This window comes from Agromyces sp. NPDC057865, from assembly GCF_042796995.1.
Classification (GTDB): domain Bacteria; phylum Actinomycetota; class Actinomycetes; order Actinomycetales; family Microbacteriaceae; genus Agromyces.
This window is the reverse complement of sequence record NZ_JBHVMJ010000001.1, coordinates 1,517,392-1,536,789: the sequence shown is the minus strand read 5'-3', so window position 1 is coordinate 1,536,789 and position 19,398 is coordinate 1,517,392. Positions and strand designations below refer to the sequence as shown.

The window sequence follows — 19,398 nt, the reverse complement described above, 5'->3', positions numbered from 1 at the left end:
TAGACTCGACGGTTATGTCAGACGGCCCCCTCATCGTGCAGAGCGACCGGACCGTGCTCCTCGAGGTCGCGCATCCCCTCGCCGAGGACGCCCGGCACGACCTCGCGGTCTTCGCCGAGCTCGAGCGCGCACCCGAGCACGTCCACACCTACCGCATCACGCGGCTCGGCCTGTGGAACGCACGGGCGGCCGGACACGACGCCGACGACATGCTCGGCACGCTCGAGCGCTACGCGAAGTTCCCGGTGCCGCAGACGGTGTCCGTCGACATGCGCGAGACCGTCGCGCGCTACGGCCGGCTCGTCGTCGACCGCACCGAGGACGGCGCCCTGCGCCTGCACAGCGACGACCTGGCGGTACTCACTGAGATCGCGAACGCGAAGCGGATCGCGCCCCTCCTGACCGAGCGCCTCGACGACCAGAGCTTCCTCGTGGAGGCGTGGGCGCGCGGCCAGCTCAAGCAGGAGCTCGTCAAGCTCGGCTGGCCCGCCGAGGACCTCGCCGGGTACACGCCGGGCACCCCGCACGAGATCGACCTCGACCAGGACGGCTGGCACCTGCGCGACTACCAGCAGAAGGCCGTCGACAACTTCTTCGACGGCGGCTCGGGCGTCGTCGTCCTCCCCTGCGGCGCCGGCAAGACCCTCGTGGGCGCCGGCGCGATGGCGACCGCGAAGACCACCACGCTCATCCTCGTCACGAACACGGTCTCCGCCCGGCAGTGGCGCGACGAGCTCCTCAAGCGCACGAGCCTCACCGCCGACGAGATCGGCGAGTACTCGGGCCAGGTCAAGGAGGTCAAGCCCGTCACGATCGCGACGTACCAGATCCTCACCGCGAAGCGGAAGGGCGAGTACGCCCACCTCGCGCTGCTCGACGCGCTCGACTGGGGCCTCGTGGTCTACGACGAGGTGCACCTGCTGCCGGCACCGGTGTTCAAGCTGACCGCCGAGCTCCAGGCCCGCCGCCGGCTCGGCCTCACCGCGACGCTCGTGCGCGAGGACGGCCGCGAGGGCGACGTCTTCTCGCTCATCGGTCCCAAGCGGTTCGACGCCCCGTGGAAGGAGATCGAGGCCCAGGGCTTCATCTCGCCCGCGGCCTGCTACGAGGTGCGCATCGACCTGCCGCAGTCCGAGCGGCTCGCGTACGCGGCATCCGCCGACGACGAGCGCTACCGGCTCGCCGCCACCGCGCCCGCGAAGCTCGACGTGGTGCGGCAGCTCGTCGCACGCCACGAGGGCGAGCGCATCCTCGTGATCGGCCAGTACCTCGACCAGATCGACGAGCTCGCCGAGGCGCTCGACGCCCCGCAGCTCACCGGCGCGACGCCGGTCGACGAGCGCGAGCGCCTGTTCCAGGAGTTCCGCGACGGGCGCACGCCCGTGCTGGTGGTATCGAAGGTCGCGAACTTCTCGGTCGACCTCCCCGAGGCGACGGTCGCCATCCAGGTGTCGGGCTCGTTCGGCTCGCGACAGGAGGAGGCCCAGCGCCTCGGCCGCCTGCTGCGGCCCAAGGAGTCGGGCCTTTCCGCGAACTTCTACACGCTCGTCGCCCGCGACACCGTCGACCAGGACTTCGCGCAGAACCGCCAGCGGTTCCTCGCCGAGCAGGGCTACAGCTACACGATCCTCGACGCGCACGCCATCGCGGCCTGATCGCCGGCGTCGGGGGTTCCTCGTAGGCTCGCACCAGTCGTGGATCGCGGACCGTTCGAGGAGGAACCCCATGTCCATCGTCACGTGCGACATCTCGGTATCCATGGACGGCTATTCGGCCGGGACCGACCAGAGCCTCGAGCAGCCGCTCGGCGACATCGACGAGACGTGGCTGCACGCCTGGATGTTCGACGGGGCCGACGAGAACCAGGCCGAGGTCGACGCCATCGTCGACGCCGGCGCGTTCATCATGGGCCGCAACATGTTCGGGCCCGACCGTGGCGAATGGGACCTCGACTGGAAGGGCTGGTGGGGCGACGACCCGCCCTACCACGGGCCCGTGTTCGTGCTCGCCCACCGCGATCGCGAGCCCGTCGCGATGGACGGCGGCACCACGTTCCACTTCGTGACCGACGGCGTCCACGCGGCGCTCGAGCGGGCACGCGCCGCGGCGGGCGACCGCAACGTCGCCGTCGCCGGGGGCGCATCGACCGTGAACCAGTTCCTCGCCGCCGGCCTCATCGACGAGCTCCGCGTGCACGTGACCCCGGTCATCCTGGGCGCCGGCGAGCGCCTCTTCGAGGGCGTGCCGCGGCAGCGGTTCGAGCAGGTGTCGGTGCGCGGCACGTCGCTCGTGACGCACCTCGTCTACCGACCGGTGCGCTGACCTCAGCGCGAGCGCGAATACCGCAGCAGCAGCAGGTCGCCCGCCGGGATCGCGTGCACGAGCCGCATCGACCGGTCGACCTCGGGCGCGCCGCGGACGATCCGCCCGGCCTCGCCCGCCACGAGCTTCGGGCTGAGGCTCAGGCACAGCTCGTCGACCCGGTCGGCCTCGATGAGCGAGCCGAACAGGTGCGGGCCGCCCTCGCAGAGCACCTGCGGCATCCCGGCGTCGGCGAGCGCGTCCACCATCCCGCGCACGTCGACGGATGCCTCGCCGCACACGATCACGTCGGCCACCTCGGCGAGCGCCTCGCGCCGGTCCGCGGGCGCGGCGGCGTCGGTCACGACGATCGGGCGTTCCACCGCGTCCGCGAAGAACGGATGCTCGGGCGACAGGCCGAGCCGCGCCGATACCACGCCGACCCTGGGCTGCGCGGGGAGGCCGTGCGCACGCCGCCACGCGGCATCCGCCTCGCCGACCTGCAGCCCGCCGTAGCCCTCGACCCGCACCGTGCCGGCGCCGATCAGCACCACGTCGGCGAGGGTGCGCAGCACCTGCATCGCGAGCCGATCGTGCTCGTCGCCGAGCCCGCCGCTGCGGCCCTCGAGCGTCACGGCGCCGTCGAGGCTCATCACGAAGTTCATCCGAACTCGTGGCGTCGCGCGGTCGTCGATCGCGTAGGCCTCGAGCAGCTGCTCCCGCGTCGGTGCGCTCATGACTCCTCGTTCGGTCCGTCCACCACGTTGTGCTGCAGGTGCGCGGGCTCGCGCCATCCCATGATCGCCTCGACCATGCGCGCCGCGTCGACCGACTCGGGCACGTTGTGCATGCGGAGGATGCGCGCGCCCTGGGCGACGCTGAACACCGCCGCCGCGAGCGAGCCGGCCAGTCGCTCCTCGCGCGGCCGGTCGAGCGCCTCGCCGACGAAGTCCTTGTTCGAGACGGCAGCCACGAGCGGGAAGCCGAGTCGCGTGAGCTCGCCGAAGCGACGCGTGAGCTCGAGGCTGTGCCGGGTGTTCTTGTTGAGGTCGTGGCCCGGGTCGAGCACGATGCGCTCCTCGGGCACGCCGTGCGCGACCGCGAGCGCCGTGCGCTCCTCGAGGAACGCCGCGACCTCGGCGATCACGTCGTCGTACTGCGGCCGCGGGAACCACTGCCGCGGCTCGGCGCGGCTGTGGGTGATGACGAGGGTCGCATCGGATGCCGCGACGACGTCGGCGAGCGCCGGGTCGTGCACGCCCGTCGTGTCGTTGATCACGTGCGCGCCCGCGGCGATCGCGGCGGCCGCGACCTCGGCGTGGAACGTGTCGACCGAGAGCGCCGCCCCCACGCCGGCGAGCGCCTCGACGACGGGCACCACGCGGTCGATCTCCTCCGCGACGGGGATCGCCGGGCCGGGTCCGAACTTTGCGCCGCCGATGTCGATCCACGCGGCGCCCTGCTCGACGGCGCGCCGGCCCGCGGCGACCGCGGCGTCCAGGCCGAAGGTCGCGCCGCGGTCGTAGAACGAGTCGGGGGTGCGGTTCACGACCGCCATCACGGCGATCGTGCGCCGGAAGTCGACGTCGCGTCCGGCGATGCGACGCACGGGGTGCGCGTACTCGGGCTCGACCCAGCCGAGCGGGAGACTCACGCCGCGGCTCCGGAGGCGCGCCTCATACGCGGGCCTCCTGGAGCAGCACGTCGAGCGGCACCTCGGGGTCGACGAGTCGTTCGACGTCGACGCGGGCGCGCGAGCGGATGAACTCCTGCACCTGCTCGTTCACGTCCCACACGTTGACGTTCATGCCGGCCACGACCCGGTCGTCGGCGAGCCAGAACGCGATGAACTCGCGCCCGGGCACGTCGCCCCGGAACACGGGCTCGACGCCCGCCATGAGGGGCCCGTAGCCCGAGTACTCCATGCCGAGATCGTACTGGTCGGTGTAGAAGTAGGGCGGCTCGTCGTACTCGACCGCCTCGCCCGCCATCGAGCGTCCGGCCGCCGGCCCCTGGTTCTCGGCGGTGGCCCAGTGCTCGGTGCGCAGGTGCGAGCCGAGGAACGGCTGGTAGACGCTCGCGACGTCGCCCACGGCGTAGATCTCGTCGGCGCTCGTGCGGAACGCGGCATCCGTCACCACGCCGTTGTCGACCAAGATGCCGGCCTCCTCGGCGAGCGCGGTGAGCGGCACCGCGCCGATGCCGACGATGACCGCGTCGGCGGGCACGACCTCGCCGCCCTCGAGCGCGACGCCGGTCGCCCGTCCGCCGTCGCCGACGATGCCGTCGACCTTGGTGGACATGCGCAGGTCGACGCCGTGCTCGCGGTGCAGCCGTGCGAACACCTCGCCCGCGGTGGGGCCGATCGCCGCCTGCAGCGGCACCGCCTCGGGCGCGACGACCGTGACCTCGTTGCCGTACCCGCGCGCGGCGGCGGCCACCTCGAGGCCGATCCAGCCGGAGCCGATCAGCACGATGCGGCGTCCGCCCGGCGAGAGCAGGTCGCGCAGGGCGATGGAGTCGCCGATCGTGCGCAGCACGTGCACGCCCTCGAGCTCGGCGCCGGCGCCCGGCCAGTGCCGGGGCGCCGAGCCGGTCGCGAGCAGCAGGCGGTCGTAGCCGAGGTCGCGGCCGTCGTCGAGCCGCACGCGGTGCGAGGGCAGGTCGAGCGAGGTCGCACGGATGCCGCGGAGCACCTCGACCCGGTGCTCGTCGTACCACTCGGCGGGGTGCACGTCGACGGACTCGCGCGTGCCCGTGCCGTTGAGGAACTCCTTCGACAGCGGCGGACGGATGTAGGGCATGGCGTCCTCGGCCGCGACGATGCGCACGGGCCCGTCGTACCCCGCTGCCCGCGCGCCCTCGGCGGCGCGGGCCCCCGCGAGGCCGCCCCCGACGATGACGATGCCGTGCTCGCTGCTCATCGCGTGCGCTCCCTTCCCGCCGCGTCGCACCGCGACTCGAACTCGCGGCGGAGGCGTGCGTCGTCTCGGAGGAGCCCCATGAAGCTCCTGGTCGTGGTCACGCTGCCCACGATACGTGGCCCCCGCAGCGACATGCAGAGGTGCTCGGCCTCGAGCACGACACCGGTGCCGCGCGGCGCGAGCTCGTGTTCGAGCCACTCGGCGAGCTGCCGCGTCATCCGCTCCTGCACCTGGAGCGCCCGCGAGAACTGCTCCACGATGCGGGCGAGCTTCGACAGGCCGACGAGCCGGTCGCCGGGCAGGTAACCGAGGTGGGCGACGCCGCGGAACGGCAGCAGGTGGTGCTCGCAGAGCGAGTGGAACGGGATCCCCGCGACGACGACGAGGTCGTCGTAGCCCTCGTCGTTCGGGAACGTCGTCGCGCGGAACGGCTCGCGCGTGAGGAGTTCGATGAGCGCGTCCGCGGCGCGGCGGGGCGTCTCCGCGAGGTGCGGCGAGCGGAGGTCCTGCCCGAGCGCGACGAGCAGGTCCGCCACGGCGGCCCGCGCACGGTCGCGGTCGATGACCGGCCGCACCTCCTCGTCGTCGGTGACGGCGTGCAGCGACACGATCGCCGGCGTTCCCTCGGAGCTCATCCCGCACCTCCTCCTGGCGTCCACCTCGGCGATGCGCCCTCGACACCCTGTGCAATCGACGCTAGGTCGGGCTCCGAGTTCTGTCAACGGATCCTGTTTTTAGAGTAGAGTGACGGGCATGGCATCCGACGGCGGCCCTGAAGCCGGCGGCCGCTGGTCGGCCGCCGCACTGCTCGCCGACCCCCTGCGGCGGCGCGTCTACGCCGCCGTCGTCGAGCACGACGACGGCGTGACCCGCGAGGCGGTCGCGCAGGAGCTCGACCTGGCCCGCTCGACGGCGGCGTTCCACCTCGAGCGCCTCGCCGCGGCCGGCCTCCTGGCCGTGGAGTTCCGGCGCGTCAACGGACGGTCGGGCCCCGGCGCCGGGCGTCCCGCGAAGCTGTACCGCCGCGGCGACTCCGAGTTCGCGCTGAGCGTGCCCCGCCGGCTCTACGCGGTCGCGGGCGGCGTGATGGCCGAGGCGATCGAGCATGCTGCCGCGGGCGCCTCTCCGAAGGCCGCACTGCACGACGCCGCGAACCGGGCGGGGCATCGGCTCGCGTCCGGAGCGACGGACCTCGAGGGAGCGCTCCTGCGCGAGGGCTTCGAGCCCCGCGCCGAGGGCGACGACACCGTGCTCGGCACGTGCCCGTTCCACAAGCTGGCGCAGCAGCATCCGGGCGTCGTCTGCGACCTCAACCACGCGCTCGTGTGCGCCATGGCCGACGAGGTCGGCGCGGCATCCGATCGCGTGCAGCTCGACCCGGGCGCCGGCGGCTGCTGCCTTCGCATCGCCGGGTCATTCGATTCATCCAACTGACTCTCAGACGAATCACAGCGAACTTCAAGAGAATGAGGGTCATGAGCGATGGACCCCGCATTCTCATCGTCGATGACGAGCCCAACATCCGCGACCTCCTCACGACGAGCCTCAGGTTCGCCGGGTTCGCGGTGCGCGCCGTGGGCAATGGCGCGCAGACCATCAGCGCAGTCCTCGAGGAGGAGCCCGACCTCATCATCCTCGACGTGATGCTGCCCGACATGAACGGCTTCGGCGTGACCAAGCGCCTGCGGTCGGCCGGGTACACGGCGCCGATCCTCTTCCTCACCGCGAAGGACGACACCGAGGACAAGATCACCGGCCTCACGGTCGGCGGCGACGACTACGTCACCAAGCCGTTCAGCCTCGACGAGATCGTCGCGCGCATCAAGGCGATCCTGCGCCGCACGATGCACGCCGAGGAGGACGCGGTCATCCGCACCGGCGAGCTCACGATGGACCAGGACACGCACGAGGTCCTCGTCGGCGACGTGCCCGTCGAGCTCTCCCCCACCGAGTTCAAGCTCCTGCGCTACCTCATGCTCAACCCCAACCGCGTGCTGTCGAAGGCCCAGATCCTCGACCACGTCTGGGAGTACGACTTCAACGGCGACGCCGGCATCGTGGAGAGCTACATCTCCTACCTGCGCCGCAAGCTCGACCAGCACTCCAGCGAGCCGCTCATCCAGACGAAGCGAGGATTCGGGTACATGCTGAAGTCCTCCAAGCCCTGACTCAGGCTTCGCCGCCTAGACTCGGCCCGCCATGCATCAGACGATTTCCGAGCGGTGGAACCGCATCTCGCTGCGCACCAAGATCACCGGGGTGACGGTGCTGATGCTGACCCTCGGACTGCTCGTCTCGGGCATCGGGACCGCGGCCATGCTGCGCTCCTACGTCGAGGACCAGATGGCGTCCAAGCTCGACACCATCGCCGCGGGCAGCCTCGACAAGTACTTCGAGGGCCAGAACATGCCCGGTGCGAAGGCGAACCTCGACGACCTCTCGTTCGCGTCGTCCGACGACGTGTTCGTCGCGATCTACGACCCGATCACGGCGAAGCTCTACGACCACAACTGGGAGGCGCGCGACAGCGGGTCCTACCCCGAGATCCCGTCGAGCCTCACGGTCGCCGAGGTCAACGTCACGAACGAGCGCAGCCAGAGCGGCAAGTACACCGTCTACCAGCTCGAGGACGAGAGCGGCCAGCCCACCTTCCGCGCGGTGAGCGCGCTCATGACGGCCGACCAGCACGGCAACTACGCGCCGATCATCATCGCGATCTCGTCGAAGGACACCGAGCGGCTGCTCGCCGTGTACCTCACGATCTTCCTCGGCTTCGGCCTCGGCGTGGTGCTCGTCGGCGCCCTGCTCACGCGCATGCTCGTGACCTCGACGTTCACCCCGCTGCGCGAGGTCGAGCGCACGGCCGCGGCCATCGCCGACGGCGACTTCGGCCAGCGCCTCGGCGGCGCCACCCCGAACACCGAGGTCGGGCGCCTGAACCGCTCGCTCAACACGATGCTCAACCGCATCGACCGGGCGTTCCGCGACCGCGCGCGCACCATCGAGCAGATGCGCCGGTTCGTCGGCGACGCCTCGCACGAACTGCGCACGCCGCTCGTCTCGGTGCGCGGCTACGCCGAGCTCTACCGCATGGGCGCGCTCCAGACGCCCGACGAGGTCGCGCAGGCGATGGACCGCATCGAGAAGGAGGCCATCCGCATGGGCGGCCTCGTCGAGGACCTCCTGGCCCTCGCGCGGCTCGACGAGGCGAAGCCGCTCGAGCTCGCCGAGGTCGACCTCGTGCCGCTCGCCCGCGACGCAGCGCTCGACGCCATGGCTGCGAACCCCGGCCGCACGGTCACCGTGATCGCACCCGAAGAGCTCGGCGGTGCGGATGCCGCGGGCCAGGCGACCCCAGAGCTCGAGGTCGAGCTGGAGCCCGACCGTCCGGCGGCGGGCGCGATCTCCTTCGCGGGCGCCACCCTGGCGCGGCTGCGCGGACGGCGCCCCCGCGGCGGCGGCGAGTCGCCGACGTCGGGTACCGCGCGACGCGGGGCGGGCCAGCGCGCAGGCGCCGCGGCATCCGGATCGCGTCGCGGCCAGTCGGCCCGGGCGCGCACCTCGTCGACCGCCGACGCCCGCATCACGACCTACCCGACCGTCGAGCCGCAGGGCGACGAGTCGCTGCCCGCGACGACCGTGACCGACGGCACGGTCATCGCGCCCGTGCGACGCGCAGTGGTGCTCGCCGAGGAGAACAAGATCCGCCAGGTCATCACGAACCTGATGGCGAACGCGATCCGGTTCACGACCGATGACAGCCCGATCGAGATCCGGGTGTCCGTCAACGACGCGGCGGAGCGCGCCATGATCGAGGTCGTCGACCACGGCGAGGGCATCCCGCCGCAGATCCGCGAGAAGATCTTCCAGCGCTTCTGGCGCGCCGACACGTCGCGCACGCGCGAGACCGGCGGGTCGGGCCTCGGGCTCGCGATCGTGTCGTCGATCATCGCGGCGCACAACGGCTCGGTCGACGTCGTGGAGACGCCGGGCGGCGGCGCGACGTTCCGCGTGTCGCTGCCGCTCGCGGGCTCGTCGGCGGCGCCGCAGTCGGTCACGTCGGCCTGAGCGCCCGGCGTCGCGTCGACCGCCGCGTTCGCGCGCGGCGTCGGGTCACTCGTCCTCGACATCGGCGGTCGAGCGGATGCCGCGTACCGCACGTCCCCGCCGCGAGATCGGGCCACGAGGCGTCGACCTACCGTGGGGTCCCCACCCACCGATGAAGGGACCACGATGACCACCTATCACGTCGACGCCGCGCAGGTGTCCGCCGCCACCCAGTCGGTGCAGGGCACCATCGGCCGCATCCAGTCGGAGGTGGGATCGCTTGTCGCGCAGCTCACCGGCCTGCAGTCGTCGTGGACCGGCCAGGCCGCCACGGCCTTCCAGGCGGCGGTCGCCGACTGGCGGGGGACACAAATGCATGTCGAACAGAGCCTCGCGCAGCTCAGCCACGCCCTCGGCATCGCCGCGACCCAGTACTCGGAGGCGGAGCACGCCAATGCACGGCTGTTCCTGCGGTGATCGGCGCCTCGACCGGGCACCTCGGGTCGCACCTCGCAGACGGCGCGCCGGTCGCTCCCTACCCCCCGGATCGGGGTACGCGGAGAGGCTCGCCCGCAGCGTAGCCTGAATCACACCTCGAACCCGAGTCCCTACCACCGTGAAAGCGTGTCATGCCTGGGAGCACAGCAGCCCCTGTCCGGACGCGCGTGCGTTCCGATGCACGCGCAGGACGTCCGGGGGTCGGTCGCGCGGTCAGCGTGATCGCGACCGTCCTCGCCACGTTCGCCATGGTCCTCGTCGGTCCGACGTCCGCCTGGGCCGACCAGCCGAAACGGGCCATCGCACAGGGCGTCACCGCCCCCGGCGGGCTCCTGGTCGACCCCGCAGGCCGCGTCTGGGTCTCCGACGCCGTGCAGGGGTTCTGCCGCATCGCCGAGGCTTCGGTCACGAGCCCGGGCGCGATCGAGCCCGCGACCTGCCTGGGCGGCACGACGGGCGTGCAGAAGGGCCCGCAGAAGCCCGGCGCCGCAGCCCTGCTCGACCCGACGCCGACTGCGAAGGGCAGCGGCGACGAGCTCGCCCTCGTCCCCGACGCCGCGGTGAACTCGGCCAAGGTCGTCCGCGCGAAGTGGGACCCGGCGACGGCGACCTTCAAGTACGCGAGCAGCCTGACGCTCTTCGGCGGCGACCTGCGGCCGGTCGCCGTCTCGGTCGGTCCCGACCTCAGCGCCTACGTCGTGTTCGAACGCGCCCGCACCGTCGTGCGCGTGCCCGATCCCGTCGCCAACCAGCCCTCCGTGCAGACCATCGCGTTCCTCGCGAACACCGGCGCGCGCGCGGTGGCGGCCGGGGCGACGGAGTCCGGGCGCGTCCGGGTCTACGTCGCTGAGGCCTCGGGCCTGACCTCGTTCCTCGCGCCCCTTTCCGGCGGCGGCACGGGGTCGCCCACCGCCTCGTACGCCATCGGCAGCCCCTCCCGGCTGCTGTTCGACCAGACGACCGGGATCCTGTACGCCGGCACGGCCTCGGCCACATCCGCCGGCACGGACACCGTCACCCGCGTGATGACGAAGACCGGACAGGTCGAGGCGAACTGGGCGACCGGGTACAGCCGGATCGGCGGCCTCGCGCTGCGGCGCGACCTCGCCCTCGTGGCCGACGACCCGGGCCTTCTGGCGAACCCGGTCCAGACCGCCAAGGGAACCGTGTGGGAGCTCGGCGAGCTGCTGCCGACGATCGTCTCCGGTCCCACGAACGCCGACGGCACGCCGTCGCCCAACCCGGCCGTCACGAACGACGCCACCCCGTCGTTCACGATCGCCGTCGCCGGTCAGGTGCCGCTGCAGTGCGCCTTCGACAACGTCAACTGGACCTCCTGCTCGCCGGGCGTCGTCACGGCATCGCCCGCGCTCGCCGACGGGCCGCACCGCTTCGGCGTGCGCGTCGGAGCCGTGGGGACTCCCGTCGAACGCGCCTTCACCGTCGACGCGACCGCACCTGCGGCGCCCGAGATCCGCGTGCCGGCCAACGGCTCGACCATCGGCAAGACGGTCGCCCTCGATGTGGTCGCCGAGGCGGGCGCGGTCCTGCGCTGCGCCATCGACGCCGCCGAGTCCGTCGCCGGCACCGTCTGCACGACGGGGCAGACCCTGACGTTCACCACGGCGGGCCAGCACGTGCTGCGGATCATCGCGACCGACGCGGCGGGCAACGTCGGTCCCGCACGCACCTCGACCTTCACGGTCGACCTCGCGGCGCCGTCGCCGGTCATCACGGCGCCGGCCGCCGACGGGCAGACGATGACCAGCACGGCGACGTTCGAATTCAACGCAGGCTCGGCGCAGGGTGTCACCTTCCGCTGCCGCATCGATTCGCAGGCGTTCGAGGCATGCACGTCGCCGAAGAGCTACACCGGGCTGACGGCCGGCGCCCACACCTTCACCGTCGAGGCGCGCAGCGCCGTGGGCAACACGGCGACGGCGACGCGCGGCTTCCAGTTCGTCGTGCCCGACACGCGCGCACCCGTCGTGAGCGCCACTCCCGGCGCCGGCACGTACGACGTCGGCCAGCAGGTGACCCTGTCGGCCGACGAACCGGCCAGCATCTACTACACGACCGACGGCAGCACGCCGACGGCGTCCTCGACGCGGTACACGTCGCCGATCGTCCTGAACGCCAACGTCACGCTGCGATTCCTCGCCATCGACACCGCGGGGAACCCGTCGACCGTGGTCTCCCAGGCGTACGTCGTGCGACCGAAGCCGACCTCCACCGAACCGCACGACTACGACGGCGACGGCAGGATCGACCTGCTCGCGTTGAACTCCTCGGGCCAGCTCTGGCTGTACCGCGGGAACGGAACGGGCGGATGGCTCGGGTGGGGCCAGATCGCCAGCGGCTGGACCGGCGTGAACGCCGTCATCGCGGTCGGCGACTGGACCGGTGACGCTCGTCCCGACGTGCTGGCCCGCGCCACGAACGGCGAGCTCCGGCTGCATCGCGGCGACGGCGCCGGCGGCATCGGCGCAGCCGAGGTCATCGCGACCGGCTGGGGCGGGCTGTCGATGATCTTCAGCCCCGGTGACTGGGACGGCGACGGCAAGCGCGACCTGCTCGCCCGCGACGCGGCGGGGAACCTGATGCTCTACCCGGGCAACGGCACCGGCGGGCTCGGCACCGCGCGACAGGTCGGCACCGGCTGGAACGTCATGACGTCCGTGTTCGGGCCCGGCGACTTCGATGGCGACGGCAGCCCAGACGTCATCGCACGCAACTCGGGCGGCGCGCTGCTCCTCTACCCCGGCAACGGCACCGGCGGATGGAAGGCCTCGCGCACGATCGGCAGCGGCTGGAACGTCATGACGGCGATCCTCGGGCCCGGCGACGTCGACGGCGACGGGAACCGGGACGTGGTCGCACGCGACGGCTCCGGGCAGTTGCTGCTCTACCCTGGCAACGGCGCCGGCGGATGGCGGACGGTGCGCCTCATCGGCACCGGTTGGGGTGGAATGACGGTGATCTCATGAAGCCTCGACGACTCGATGCCGACGCCACGATGATCAGTCGGCGCGCACTCCTGGGCCTGGGGGCGGCCGCCGTGCTGTCCGTCGGAATCGCCACGACCTCCCGAGCCGAGCCGGCGACCGCTCTGCCAACACGCGTACGGACGGCGAAGGCCGCGGCTCCCGCCGAACCGCGCTACCGGTTCGCGGTCAAGACGCCCGTCCCCGACCTCGCGCCGCTCGCCCGGCTCGAAGAAGTCTGGGCCGCGCCGTACTACCTCGCCGTGACGGACTGCACCGTCAGCTACGTCGGCGCGACCGAGTTCCGGCTGACGGCCGAGGAGTCCGCGATCGTCGACGTGGTCGAGTCGGTCGACGGTCCGGTCGCGGATCGCGAGACCACCTACCTCACCGTGCTCGCGGCCAGCACGCGCATCCCGCCGGCGAACCTGGATGCGAAGCTGCGCCAGCTCGGTCGCGGGATCGTCGCCGGCTCGCTCGCCCTCGCCCCGCAGGCGCCGCAGGCGCGCGCGTTCGCCGCATGGCTCGAGGCGACCGCCTGACCGGATCCGGCAGGGCGGCTCAGGCGAGCTGCTCCGTCAGCGCCCCGATGACGGCGCTCTCGACCCCGGAGGATCCGGCGCGGAAATGCGCGATCTGCGGGTACACGACCATGCTTCCGCCCGCGATGCCGGGGTAGTCGGGGTCCCAGCCGCCCTCGTAGCTGCCGAACGACGGCGCGAGCGGGGGCAGGAAGTTGTTCGCCGGGACGTAGCACGACGTCTCGTTGGCGTAGCCGCCGATGAAGAGCGCGTTCGATCCACCCTGCCGATTGCGGAAATATGCGGCGTAGCCGCTGACCAGCTCGCCGCCCACGAACGCCATCTTGAGCTGGGGGCTCCCGCCGAACCGCCACACCTGCGATGGGTTGGGGATGCTCGTGGCGTACGTCCCGCTGTCGATCCGCGTGATCATGGATTCGGCGTGACGCTGGTACCACGCGGGCTGACCGTCGGGATTCTGCATGCGCGTCACGAAAGCGGCGCGCACGGCGGCGAGGTTGGCAGGTGTGGCCACGATGTCGAGCGGCAGGGACACCTCACGGAACTGCGTCCGCATCGGACCGGTGAGCGCGCGACCGGCCGATCCGGACGCGCTCACGACGAGGTTGCCGATCGTCGCACCGTGCTCGTTGCGGAGGTCCCACCCGCGGTCCCCCGCCGGATCCTGGTCGCCGGCGGGCCCGGGGAGGAAGAGCGCGAACGCGCCCGCGTCGTCCTCGATGATGTCGCTGGCCTCAGCGGGCCAGTCGCCGTCCCACTCCTCCTGCCATCCGGCGCTCACCGGGTGGCATCCGTAGCTGTAGATGATCGCGCGGCGCGATCCGTTCGACGCCCGCGCCGTGATCATCGGGACGGCCGTCTCGACCGTCGGCAGGCCGACTCGATTGAAGGCGAACCCGGCGAAACCCACGCGGTAGTCCAGCGTGACCGTGGTGCGTGACGCGGCGAGCGTGTCCTTCACGAGCGTGACGACGCGGTCCTGCAACCAGCTCGTGTAGGCCTCGATCTGATCGCGATTGCTGATGTCGTAGGCGATGAACGGGTCGAGCATGTCGCCGACGGCGGGCCCGTTGTGCGTGTGGCTCGCCACCAACACGATGTCGGCCGAGGTCCAGCTCGCGAGCGCGATGAGTCGCGGCCGGAGCGCCTGGTGCATGCTGCGGGGGATCCCCAGGATGTCGAGCGAAACGATCACGTGCGGGGAGCTGTCCTCCCAGAGGACGATGCAGCGCGCCCAGAGCGGATGCAGCTGCGGGGTGTTGCTCGTCACGACGCGGAGGGGGCCCTGTACCCCGTATCCGCCCATGTACGGGTTGACGCCGGCCGCAGGCGTGATGTCGGCCTTCGCGGTCGCGATCGAGAAACTCATCGGTATACCCCAGGGAACGGGCGTCCGACTCCGAGAGACGGCGATCTCGTGCTCGGGGTTCGGGTCGGGCGTGCGCTCAGGACGATGCTAGACCGGCGCCGACGCTCGCACTGCCGCCAGTTCTGGGGGTGCTGGCTGCTTGGGCCGTCGGCGTGCAGGTGTCCCCCATGGGTACGCGGCCGCGACACGGGGAAAGGGGGTCCGCACGTGGGACGACGGCCGCGCCCCGAACACGACGATGGGCGCCTCCCGGAGGAGACGCCCATCGCGTTCGGGCACGAGGCCCTGAGGTGTGCGGACTGGGTTTCGATACGGCTCGCTTCGCGGGCCTACTCAACCCCGACCTTTCGGTTGAGCCTTCTGCGAAGCCTCAACCTTCAGGTCAGAAGTCCATGCCGCCCGTCGGGTCGCCGACCGGAGCCGGGTTCTTCTCGGGCTTGTCGGCGACGACGGCCTCGGTCGTGAGGAAGAGGCCGGCGATCGACGCGGCGTTCTGCAGCGCCGAGCGGGTCACCTTGGCGGGGTCGATGATGCCCTGGGCGACGAGGTCGCCGTACTCGCCGGTCGCGGCGTTGAGGCCATGACCCGCGGGGAGCTCCGCGACCTTCGCCGCGACGACGCCCGGCTCGAGGCCCGCGTTGAGGGCGATCTGCTTGAGCGGCGCCTCGATGGCGACCTTCACGATGTTGGCACCGGTCGCCTCGTCGCCCACGAGCTCGAGGTTGGCGAATGCCTTCTGGCCGGCCTGGATGAGGGCCACGCCACCACCGGCGACGATGCCCTCCTCGACGGCGGCCTTCGCGTTGCGGACGGCGTCCTCGATGCGGTGCTTGCGCTCCTTGAGCTCGACCTCGGTGGCCGCGCCCGCCTTGATGACGGCCACGCCGCCGGCGAGCTTCGCGAGGCGCTCCTGGAGCTTCTCGCGGTCGTAGTCGGAGTCGGTGTTCTCGATCTCCGAGCGGATCTGGGCCACGCGGCCGGCGATCTGCTCGGGGTCGCCCGCGCCCTCGACGATGGTCGTCTCGTCCTTGGTGATGACGACCTTGCGCGCCTGGCCGAGCAGGTCGAGGGTGACGTTCTCGAGCTTGAGGCCGACCTCCTCGGAGATGACCTGGCCGCCGGTGAGGATCGCGATGTCCTGGAGCTGCGCCTTGCGACGGTCGCCGAAGCCGGGGGCCTTGACGGCGACCGACTTGAAGATGCCGCGGATCTTGTTCACGATCAGGGTCGCGAGCGCCTCGCCGTCGACGTCCTCGGCGATGATGAGCAGCTGCTTGCCGGTCTGGATCACCTTGTCGACGATGGGCAGCAGGTCCTTGATGTTCGAGACCTTGCTGTTGACGATCAGGATGTAGGGGTCCTCGAAGACCGCCTCCTGGCGCTCGGGGTCGGTGACGAAGTACGCCGACAGGTAGCCCTTGTCGAAGCGCATGCCCTCGGTGAGCTCGAGCTCGGTGCCGAAGGTGTTCGACTCCTCGACGGTGACGACGCCCTCCTTGCCGACCTTGTCGATCGCCTCGGCGATGATCTCGCCGATCTGGGGGTCGGCGGCCGAGATGGACGCGGTGGCGGCGATCTCCTCCTTGGTCTCGACCTCCTTGGCGGCGGCGAGGAGCTCCTCGGAGACGGCCGTGACGGCCTTCTCGATGCCGCGCTTCAGCGAGATGGGGTCTGCGCCGGCGGCCACGTTGCGAAGGCCCTCGCGCACGAGCGCCTGGGCGAGCACGACCGAGGTCGTGGTGCCGTCACCGGCGACGTCGTCGGTCTTCTTCGCGACCTCCTTGACGAGCTCGGCGCCGATCTTCTCGTACGGGTCGTCGAGCTCGATCTCCTTGGCGATCGACACGCCGTCGTTCGTGATGGTGGGAGCGCCCCACTTCTTCTCGAGCACGACGTTGCGACCGCGCGGGCCGAGGGTCACCTTGACCGCGTCGGCGAGCGTGTTGAGGCCACGCTCGAGACCGCGGCGGGCCTCCTCGTTGAAAGCAATGATCTTTGCCATGTGTGTCTCTCGTCCCTTCCCGGACGTCCAAGAATCTTGGGGTTTAGCACTCGAATCGCGTGAGTGCTAAAGACGATTCTGGCACTCGACCGCCACGAGTGCAAGCGAGCACGGATGCCGCGCGGTGCCGTCGGCGCCGTGTTCGCCCTGCGCGTGACGGCGCGGTCGCCCGGCGCGACGCGGCGTCGCGGCATCCGTCGCTCGATCAGGGCGCGAAGGCGGCGGAGCCCTCGTTCGGAACGAGTTCGATCCAGGTGTTGCCCGGCGCGAGCCGGAGCGTCGAGCCGTCGTCGGCCGTGAGCGTGATCCTCGCGTCGGCGTCGGGCTTCGTCCACGTGCCGTGTGCGGTCCGCCCGGCGGTCGACACCCACGCCTCCCCGGTGCCGGTGAGCGCGGTGAACGGCACCTCTTCATAGGGCCACTCGATCGCGACGCGCAGGGTGACGACGTTCGTCGCCTTGATGCGGTCGCCCGACGCCTCGAGGTCGGGCGTGCCCTCCTGCGAGCGCAGCCACACGGAGGTCGTCGGATCCCACTCCCACGACGGGCTGCTCGTCTCCGAGAACACGAGGTCGATGCGCGACGTCGGCGTCGCGGCGAGCGCGGGGGCGGCGAGCGGGTCGGCCGTGCCGTAGGCGAACTGCACGGGCGGCGGGGCGAGCCCGGCGTTCGCGGCGACGGCGGCGGCCGCGGCGAGGATCATGTCGTGCGGAATCTCCCGATCGTCGGCGCGATCGAAGTAGGTGCCATCGTCCTCGTCGCCGACGAGGTTGAGCAGCGGCGTCGAATGCATCAGGTCGACGAAGTACTGCTGCCCGCCCGAGTACGCGATGATGCCGCCGAGCGGGGCGGCGATGAGCGGGTCCATCGGGCGTACCGATCGAACGGGGCCGACCTCGTCGGGCACGTCGGAGTGCCACACCGCGAGGTACCGGGTCAGCCCGCCCTCGACGAGCTCCTCGTAGACGAGGTCGGTGCGGTTGAGCGCGATCTGCGGGCGTGCGTCCCAGTGGTTGTCGATCTTCGCGGCGAGCGACGGGTGCCGCAGCGCCGCGGCGTCCGCCGGGGTGCCGCGCAGCGGGGCGAACGCGATCCCGATCGGCACGGCGTCGACCGCGGGACGCGCCTCATGCGTGGGCGTCGGGGTCGGCAGGATCAGGTCGACGGAGCCCGCGTCGCAGGCGCAGAGGAGCAGTGCCGATGCCGCGATCGCGACCAGCGGCACACCCCTGCGCCCCAGGACCGGGCGGGCACGCCGTGCCATGGCGCCATGCTAACCATGCGGGAGTACCCCCGGGGAGGTCCGGCGCACCGATCGATGGGCCCCGCGCACCCCCAGAACCGGGCACACGGGTGTGCGCGGCATCCGCCTAGGGATGCACGAACGCGCCGCCGGCGAACCGGCGGCGCGTTCAAGCTCGTGGGGATCAGGCGGGGCGGACGGCCTCGGCCTGCGGACCCTTGGCGCCCGTGCCGACCTCGAAGACGACCTGCTGGCCCTCTTCGAGGACCTTGTAGCCCGCCATGTCGATCGCGGAGTAGTGGACGAACACGTCCTGGCCCCCGTCGACCGTGATGAACCCGTATCCCTTTTCAGCGTTGAACCACTTGACGGTTCCGTTCGCCATGCGTTGCTCCCATGTTGCCGTGTGTCGATCAGCACGTGCCTGTCGCCTGTACCGGGCCCCCTCGTTCGTGCTGACGAGGCACCTCGTTCGGCACCGGGCGTTTCACACGGGATAGAGCGACCAATTCCAGATACTAACGACGTGACGTCGCGGCACAAGAGGCCGGACGCAAGGAAATGTCGCAGAATGGCAACGATTCGGTCGCGATCAACCGCCGGTGGCGGCTGCGTAGTCGGATCCCACCACGAGCACGAGCGGAGTGCCCACCTCGGCGAACTTCGCGTCGAGGCGCACGTCCGCCTCGGGGATCGCGGCGGCGACGCCTCGCGCCGCACCTTCGAGGTCGGCCGTCGCGTAGTAGACGACCGTCTCCTCGAGGTCCTGCTCGCTCGCGTTCGCGGTCGTGCCGACCGGGATGCCGGCGGCCGTCAGCGTCTCCGCGGCGCGCGCGGCCAGACCGCTCGTCGTGGTGCCGTTGAGGACGGTGACCGGGATGTCGGGCGCGACGGTCGGAGCGACCGTGGCGACGGGCGTCGGCGTGGGCGTGGCCACCCCGGTGTCGCCGAAGTTCAGTCGGTCGTTGAACACGATCACGGCGCCGATCCCCACGGCGACGAGCACGACGGTCGCGAGCGCGGCCCAGCCGAACGCCACCCAGCGCGCACCACGCCGCGCCGGAGCACGGTGGGCCCCCACCCGCTCGATGCCGTGCGGGATGGAGTCGAATCGATCGCGGGGGAACTTCTGCGCCATGGGGTCCAGTCGTCGGGGGTCGGGGGCCGTGCTCAGTCGAGCGGTCGGCCGATCGAGAGCGAGCGACGCGCGCGCGTCGCCGCGCGTGCCTCGCGCATCCGCTGCAGGCGCTTGATCAGCATGGGGTCGTGCCGGAGCGCTGCAGGCGAATCGATGAGCTCGCCGAGGATCCGATAGTAACGGGCGGCCGAGATCCCGAACTCCTCGCGGATCGCCTCCGCCTTGAGGCCGGCCTGCTGCCACGCCCGGCCCTCGAACGCGAGCACGCGCCTCGCGCGGTCGTCGAGGCCGGTCCCGCCGTCGTCGCGGGCGGGCACGCGCTCGGCGGTCATGCGTCCTCCCGTCCCCGG

The 19,398-nt window shown here is 71.5% G+C and carries 18 protein-coding genes; 8 read left to right on the top strand and 10 right to left on the bottom strand.

Features of this window, described 5'->3' with window-relative positions; all coding sequences use genetic code 11:
• The first annotated feature begins 14 nt into the window (after positions 1 to 14).
• Both ACFVN5_RS07290 and ACFVN5_RS07285 read left to right on the top strand, forming a co-directional pair.
• Positions 15 to 1,655 (top strand): DNA repair helicase XPB, encoded by a 1,641-nt coding sequence (locus ACFVN5_RS07290; RefSeq protein ID WP_376954214.1) that lies wholly within the window; start codon positions 15 to 17, stop codon positions 1,653 to 1,655.
• A 70-nt stretch (positions 1,656 to 1,725) separates the two neighbouring features.
• The gene (locus ACFVN5_RS07285; protein ID WP_376954213.1) at positions 1,726 to 2,322 is read left to right on the top strand and encodes a dihydrofolate reductase family protein; all 597 of its coding nucleotides are present in this window, start codon (positions 1,726 to 1,728) and stop codon (positions 2,320 to 2,322) included.
• 2 nt (positions 2,323 to 2,324) lie between these two features.
• On the opposite strand, the gene ACFVN5_RS07280 is transcribed toward ACFVN5_RS07285, so the two are convergent.
• The 4 genes from ACFVN5_RS07280 to folE are packed head-to-tail and all read right to left on the bottom strand — an operon-like array spanning position 2,325 to position 5,860.
• Entirely contained in the window at positions 2,325 to 3,038 is a 714-nt protein-coding gene (locus tag ACFVN5_RS07280) for a pyrimidine reductase family protein (RefSeq protein WP_376954212.1), read from the bottom strand.
• A complete protein-coding gene (gene folP, locus ACFVN5_RS07275; protein ID WP_376954210.1) occupies positions 3,035 to 3,955 on the bottom strand; it encodes a dihydropteroate synthase in 921 nt (306 codons plus the stop codon). The genes ACFVN5_RS07280 and folP overlap by 4 nt, the downstream gene beginning before the upstream one ends.
• Before the next feature lie 22 nt (positions 3,956 to 3,977).
• The gene (locus ACFVN5_RS07270; protein WP_376954209.1) at positions 3,978 to 5,225 is read right to left on the bottom strand and encodes an NAD(P)/FAD-dependent oxidoreductase; all 1,248 of its coding nucleotides are present in this window, start codon (positions 5,223 to 5,225) and stop codon (positions 3,978 to 3,980) included.
• Positions 5,222 to 5,860 carry a GTP cyclohydrolase I gene (gene folE, locus ACFVN5_RS07265; RefSeq protein WP_376954208.1) on the bottom strand — a complete coding sequence of 213 codons (639 nt, stop codon included), beginning with the start codon at positions 5,858 to 5,860 and terminating at the stop codon, positions 5,222 to 5,224. The genes ACFVN5_RS07270 and folE overlap by 4 nt, the downstream gene beginning before the upstream one ends.
• 118 nt (positions 5,861 to 5,978) lie before the next feature.
• Between folE and ACFVN5_RS07260 the strand changes: the two genes are divergently transcribed.
• The 6 genes from ACFVN5_RS07260 (at position 5,979) to ACFVN5_RS07235 (ending at position 13,296) form a co-directional block, all read left to right on the top strand.
• Complete coding sequence (locus tag ACFVN5_RS07260) at positions 5,979 to 6,659, top strand: helix-turn-helix transcriptional regulator (protein WP_376954206.1); 681 nt, start codon at positions 5,979 to 5,981, stop codon at positions 6,657 to 6,659.
• A 41-nt stretch (positions 6,660 to 6,700) separates the two neighbouring features.
• On the top strand, positions 6,701 to 7,393 hold the full coding sequence (locus ACFVN5_RS07255; RefSeq protein WP_148733976.1) for a response regulator transcription factor: 693 nt from the start codon (positions 6,701 to 6,703) through the stop codon (positions 7,391 to 7,393).
• 31 nt (positions 7,394 to 7,424) lie between these two features.
• The gene (locus ACFVN5_RS07250; RefSeq protein WP_376954205.1) at positions 7,425 to 9,293 is read left to right on the top strand and encodes an ATP-binding protein; all 1,869 of its coding nucleotides are present in this window, start codon (positions 7,425 to 7,427) and stop codon (positions 9,291 to 9,293) included.
• Positions 9,294 to 9,458: 165 nt separating this feature from the next.
• Positions 9,459 to 9,749, top strand: a complete 291-nt coding sequence (locus tag ACFVN5_RS07245; RefSeq protein ID WP_376954203.1) for a WXG100 family type VII secretion target — start codon at positions 9,459 to 9,461, stop codon at positions 9,747 to 9,749.
• Positions 9,750 to 9,988: 239 nt separating this feature from the next.
• The gene (locus ACFVN5_RS07240; RefSeq protein WP_376954201.1) at positions 9,989 to 12,757 is read left to right on the top strand and encodes an FG-GAP-like repeat-containing protein; all 2,769 of its coding nucleotides are present in this window, start codon (positions 9,989 to 9,991) and stop codon (positions 12,755 to 12,757) included.
• Positions 12,754 to 13,296, top strand: a complete 543-nt coding sequence (locus tag ACFVN5_RS07235; RefSeq protein ID WP_376954200.1) for a hypothetical protein — start codon at positions 12,754 to 12,756, stop codon at positions 13,294 to 13,296. Before ACFVN5_RS07240 ends, ACFVN5_RS07235 begins: the two co-directional genes overlap by 4 nt.
• Before the next feature lie 19 nt (positions 13,297 to 13,315).
• Here the strand turns inward: ACFVN5_RS07235 and ACFVN5_RS07230 are convergent, their stop codons facing one another.
• The 6 genes from ACFVN5_RS07230 to ACFVN5_RS07205 form a co-directional block, all read right to left on the bottom strand.
• Positions 13,316 to 14,665: a hypothetical protein gene (locus ACFVN5_RS07230; RefSeq protein ID WP_376954199.1), complete on the bottom strand. Its 1,350-nt coding sequence runs from the start codon at positions 14,663 to 14,665 to the stop codon at positions 13,316 to 13,318.
• A gap of 382 nt (positions 14,666 to 15,047) precedes the next feature.
• On the bottom strand, positions 15,048 to 16,667 hold the full coding sequence (gene groL, locus ACFVN5_RS07225) for a chaperonin GroEL (protein ID WP_376954197.1): 1,620 nt from the start codon (positions 16,665 to 16,667) through the stop codon (positions 15,048 to 15,050).
• Between the two features lie 205 nt (positions 16,668 to 16,872).
• A complete protein-coding gene (locus tag ACFVN5_RS07220; RefSeq protein WP_376954196.1) occupies positions 16,873 to 17,931 on the bottom strand; it encodes a DUF3048 domain-containing protein in 1,059 nt (352 codons plus the stop codon).
• A gap of 163 nt (positions 17,932 to 18,094) precedes the next feature.
• Complete coding sequence (locus tag ACFVN5_RS07215; RefSeq protein ID WP_376954195.1) at positions 18,095 to 18,295, bottom strand: cold-shock protein; 201 nt, start codon at positions 18,293 to 18,295, stop codon at positions 18,095 to 18,097.
• A 207-nt stretch (positions 18,296 to 18,502) separates the two neighbouring features.
• Positions 18,503 to 19,048 carry a LytR C-terminal domain-containing protein gene (locus ACFVN5_RS07210; protein ID WP_376954194.1) on the bottom strand — a complete coding sequence of 182 codons (546 nt, stop codon included), beginning with the start codon at positions 19,046 to 19,048 and terminating at the stop codon, positions 18,503 to 18,505.
• Between the two features lie 32 nt (positions 19,049 to 19,080).
• Positions 19,081 to 19,380 (bottom strand): DUF3263 domain-containing protein, encoded by a 300-nt coding sequence (locus ACFVN5_RS07205; protein WP_376954192.1) that lies wholly within the window; start codon positions 19,378 to 19,380, stop codon positions 19,081 to 19,083.
• Positions 19,381 to 19,398 lie beyond the last annotated feature (18 nt).

What these genes read in the sequence shown, in the direction of transcription:
- ACFVN5_RS07290 (WP_376954214.1), top strand. Translation starts at nt 15, where the DNA reads ATGTCAGACGGCCCCCTCATCGTGCAGAGCGACCGGACCGTGCTCCTC.
- ACFVN5_RS07285 (WP_376954213.1), top strand. Translation starts at nt 1,726, where the DNA reads ATGTCCATCGTCACGTGCGACATCTCGGTATCCATGGACGGCTATTCG.
- ACFVN5_RS07280 (WP_376954212.1), bottom strand. Translation starts at nt 3,038, where the DNA reads ATGAGCGCACCGACGCGGGAGCAGCTGCTCGAGGCCTACGCGATCGAC.
- ACFVN5_RS07270 (WP_376954209.1), bottom strand. Translation starts at nt 5,225, where the DNA reads ATGAGCAGCGAGCACGGCATCGTCATCGTCGGGGGCGGCCTCGCGGGG.
- folE (WP_376954208.1), bottom strand. Translation starts at nt 5,860, where the DNA reads ATGAGCTCCGAGGGAACGCCGGCGATCGTGTCGCTGCACGCCGTCACC.
- ACFVN5_RS07260 (WP_376954206.1), top strand. Translation starts at nt 5,979, where the DNA reads ATGGCATCCGACGGCGGCCCTGAAGCCGGCGGCCGCTGGTCGGCCGCC.
- ACFVN5_RS07255 (WP_148733976.1), top strand. Translation starts at nt 6,701, where the DNA reads ATGAGCGATGGACCCCGCATTCTCATCGTCGATGACGAGCCCAACATC.
- ACFVN5_RS07250 (WP_376954205.1), top strand. Translation starts at nt 7,425, where the DNA reads ATGCATCAGACGATTTCCGAGCGGTGGAACCGCATCTCGCTGCGCACC.
- ACFVN5_RS07245 (WP_376954203.1), top strand. Translation starts at nt 9,459, where the DNA reads ATGACCACCTATCACGTCGACGCCGCGCAGGTGTCCGCCGCCACCCAG.
- ACFVN5_RS07235 (WP_376954200.1), top strand. Translation starts at nt 12,754, where the DNA reads ATGAAGCCTCGACGACTCGATGCCGACGCCACGATGATCAGTCGGCGC.
- ACFVN5_RS07230 (WP_376954199.1), bottom strand. Translation starts at nt 14,665, where the DNA reads ATGAGTTTCTCGATCGCGACCGCGAAGGCCGACATCACGCCTGCGGCC.
- groL (WP_376954197.1), bottom strand. Translation starts at nt 16,667, where the DNA reads ATGGCAAAGATCATTGCTTTCAACGAGGAGGCCCGCCGCGGTCTCGAG.
- ACFVN5_RS07220 (WP_376954196.1), bottom strand. Translation starts at nt 17,931, where the DNA reads ATGGCACGGCGTGCCCGCCCGGTCCTGGGGCGCAGGGGTGTGCCGCTG.
- ACFVN5_RS07215 (WP_376954195.1), bottom strand. Translation starts at nt 18,295, where the DNA reads ATGGCGAACGGAACCGTCAAGTGGTTCAACGCTGAAAAGGGATACGGG.
- ACFVN5_RS07210 (WP_376954194.1), bottom strand. Translation starts at nt 19,048, where the DNA reads ATGGCGCAGAAGTTCCCCCGCGATCGATTCGACTCCATCCCGCACGGC.
- ACFVN5_RS07205 (WP_376954192.1), bottom strand. Translation starts at nt 19,380, where the DNA reads ATGACCGCCGAGCGCGTGCCCGCCCGCGACGACGGCGGGACCGGCCTC.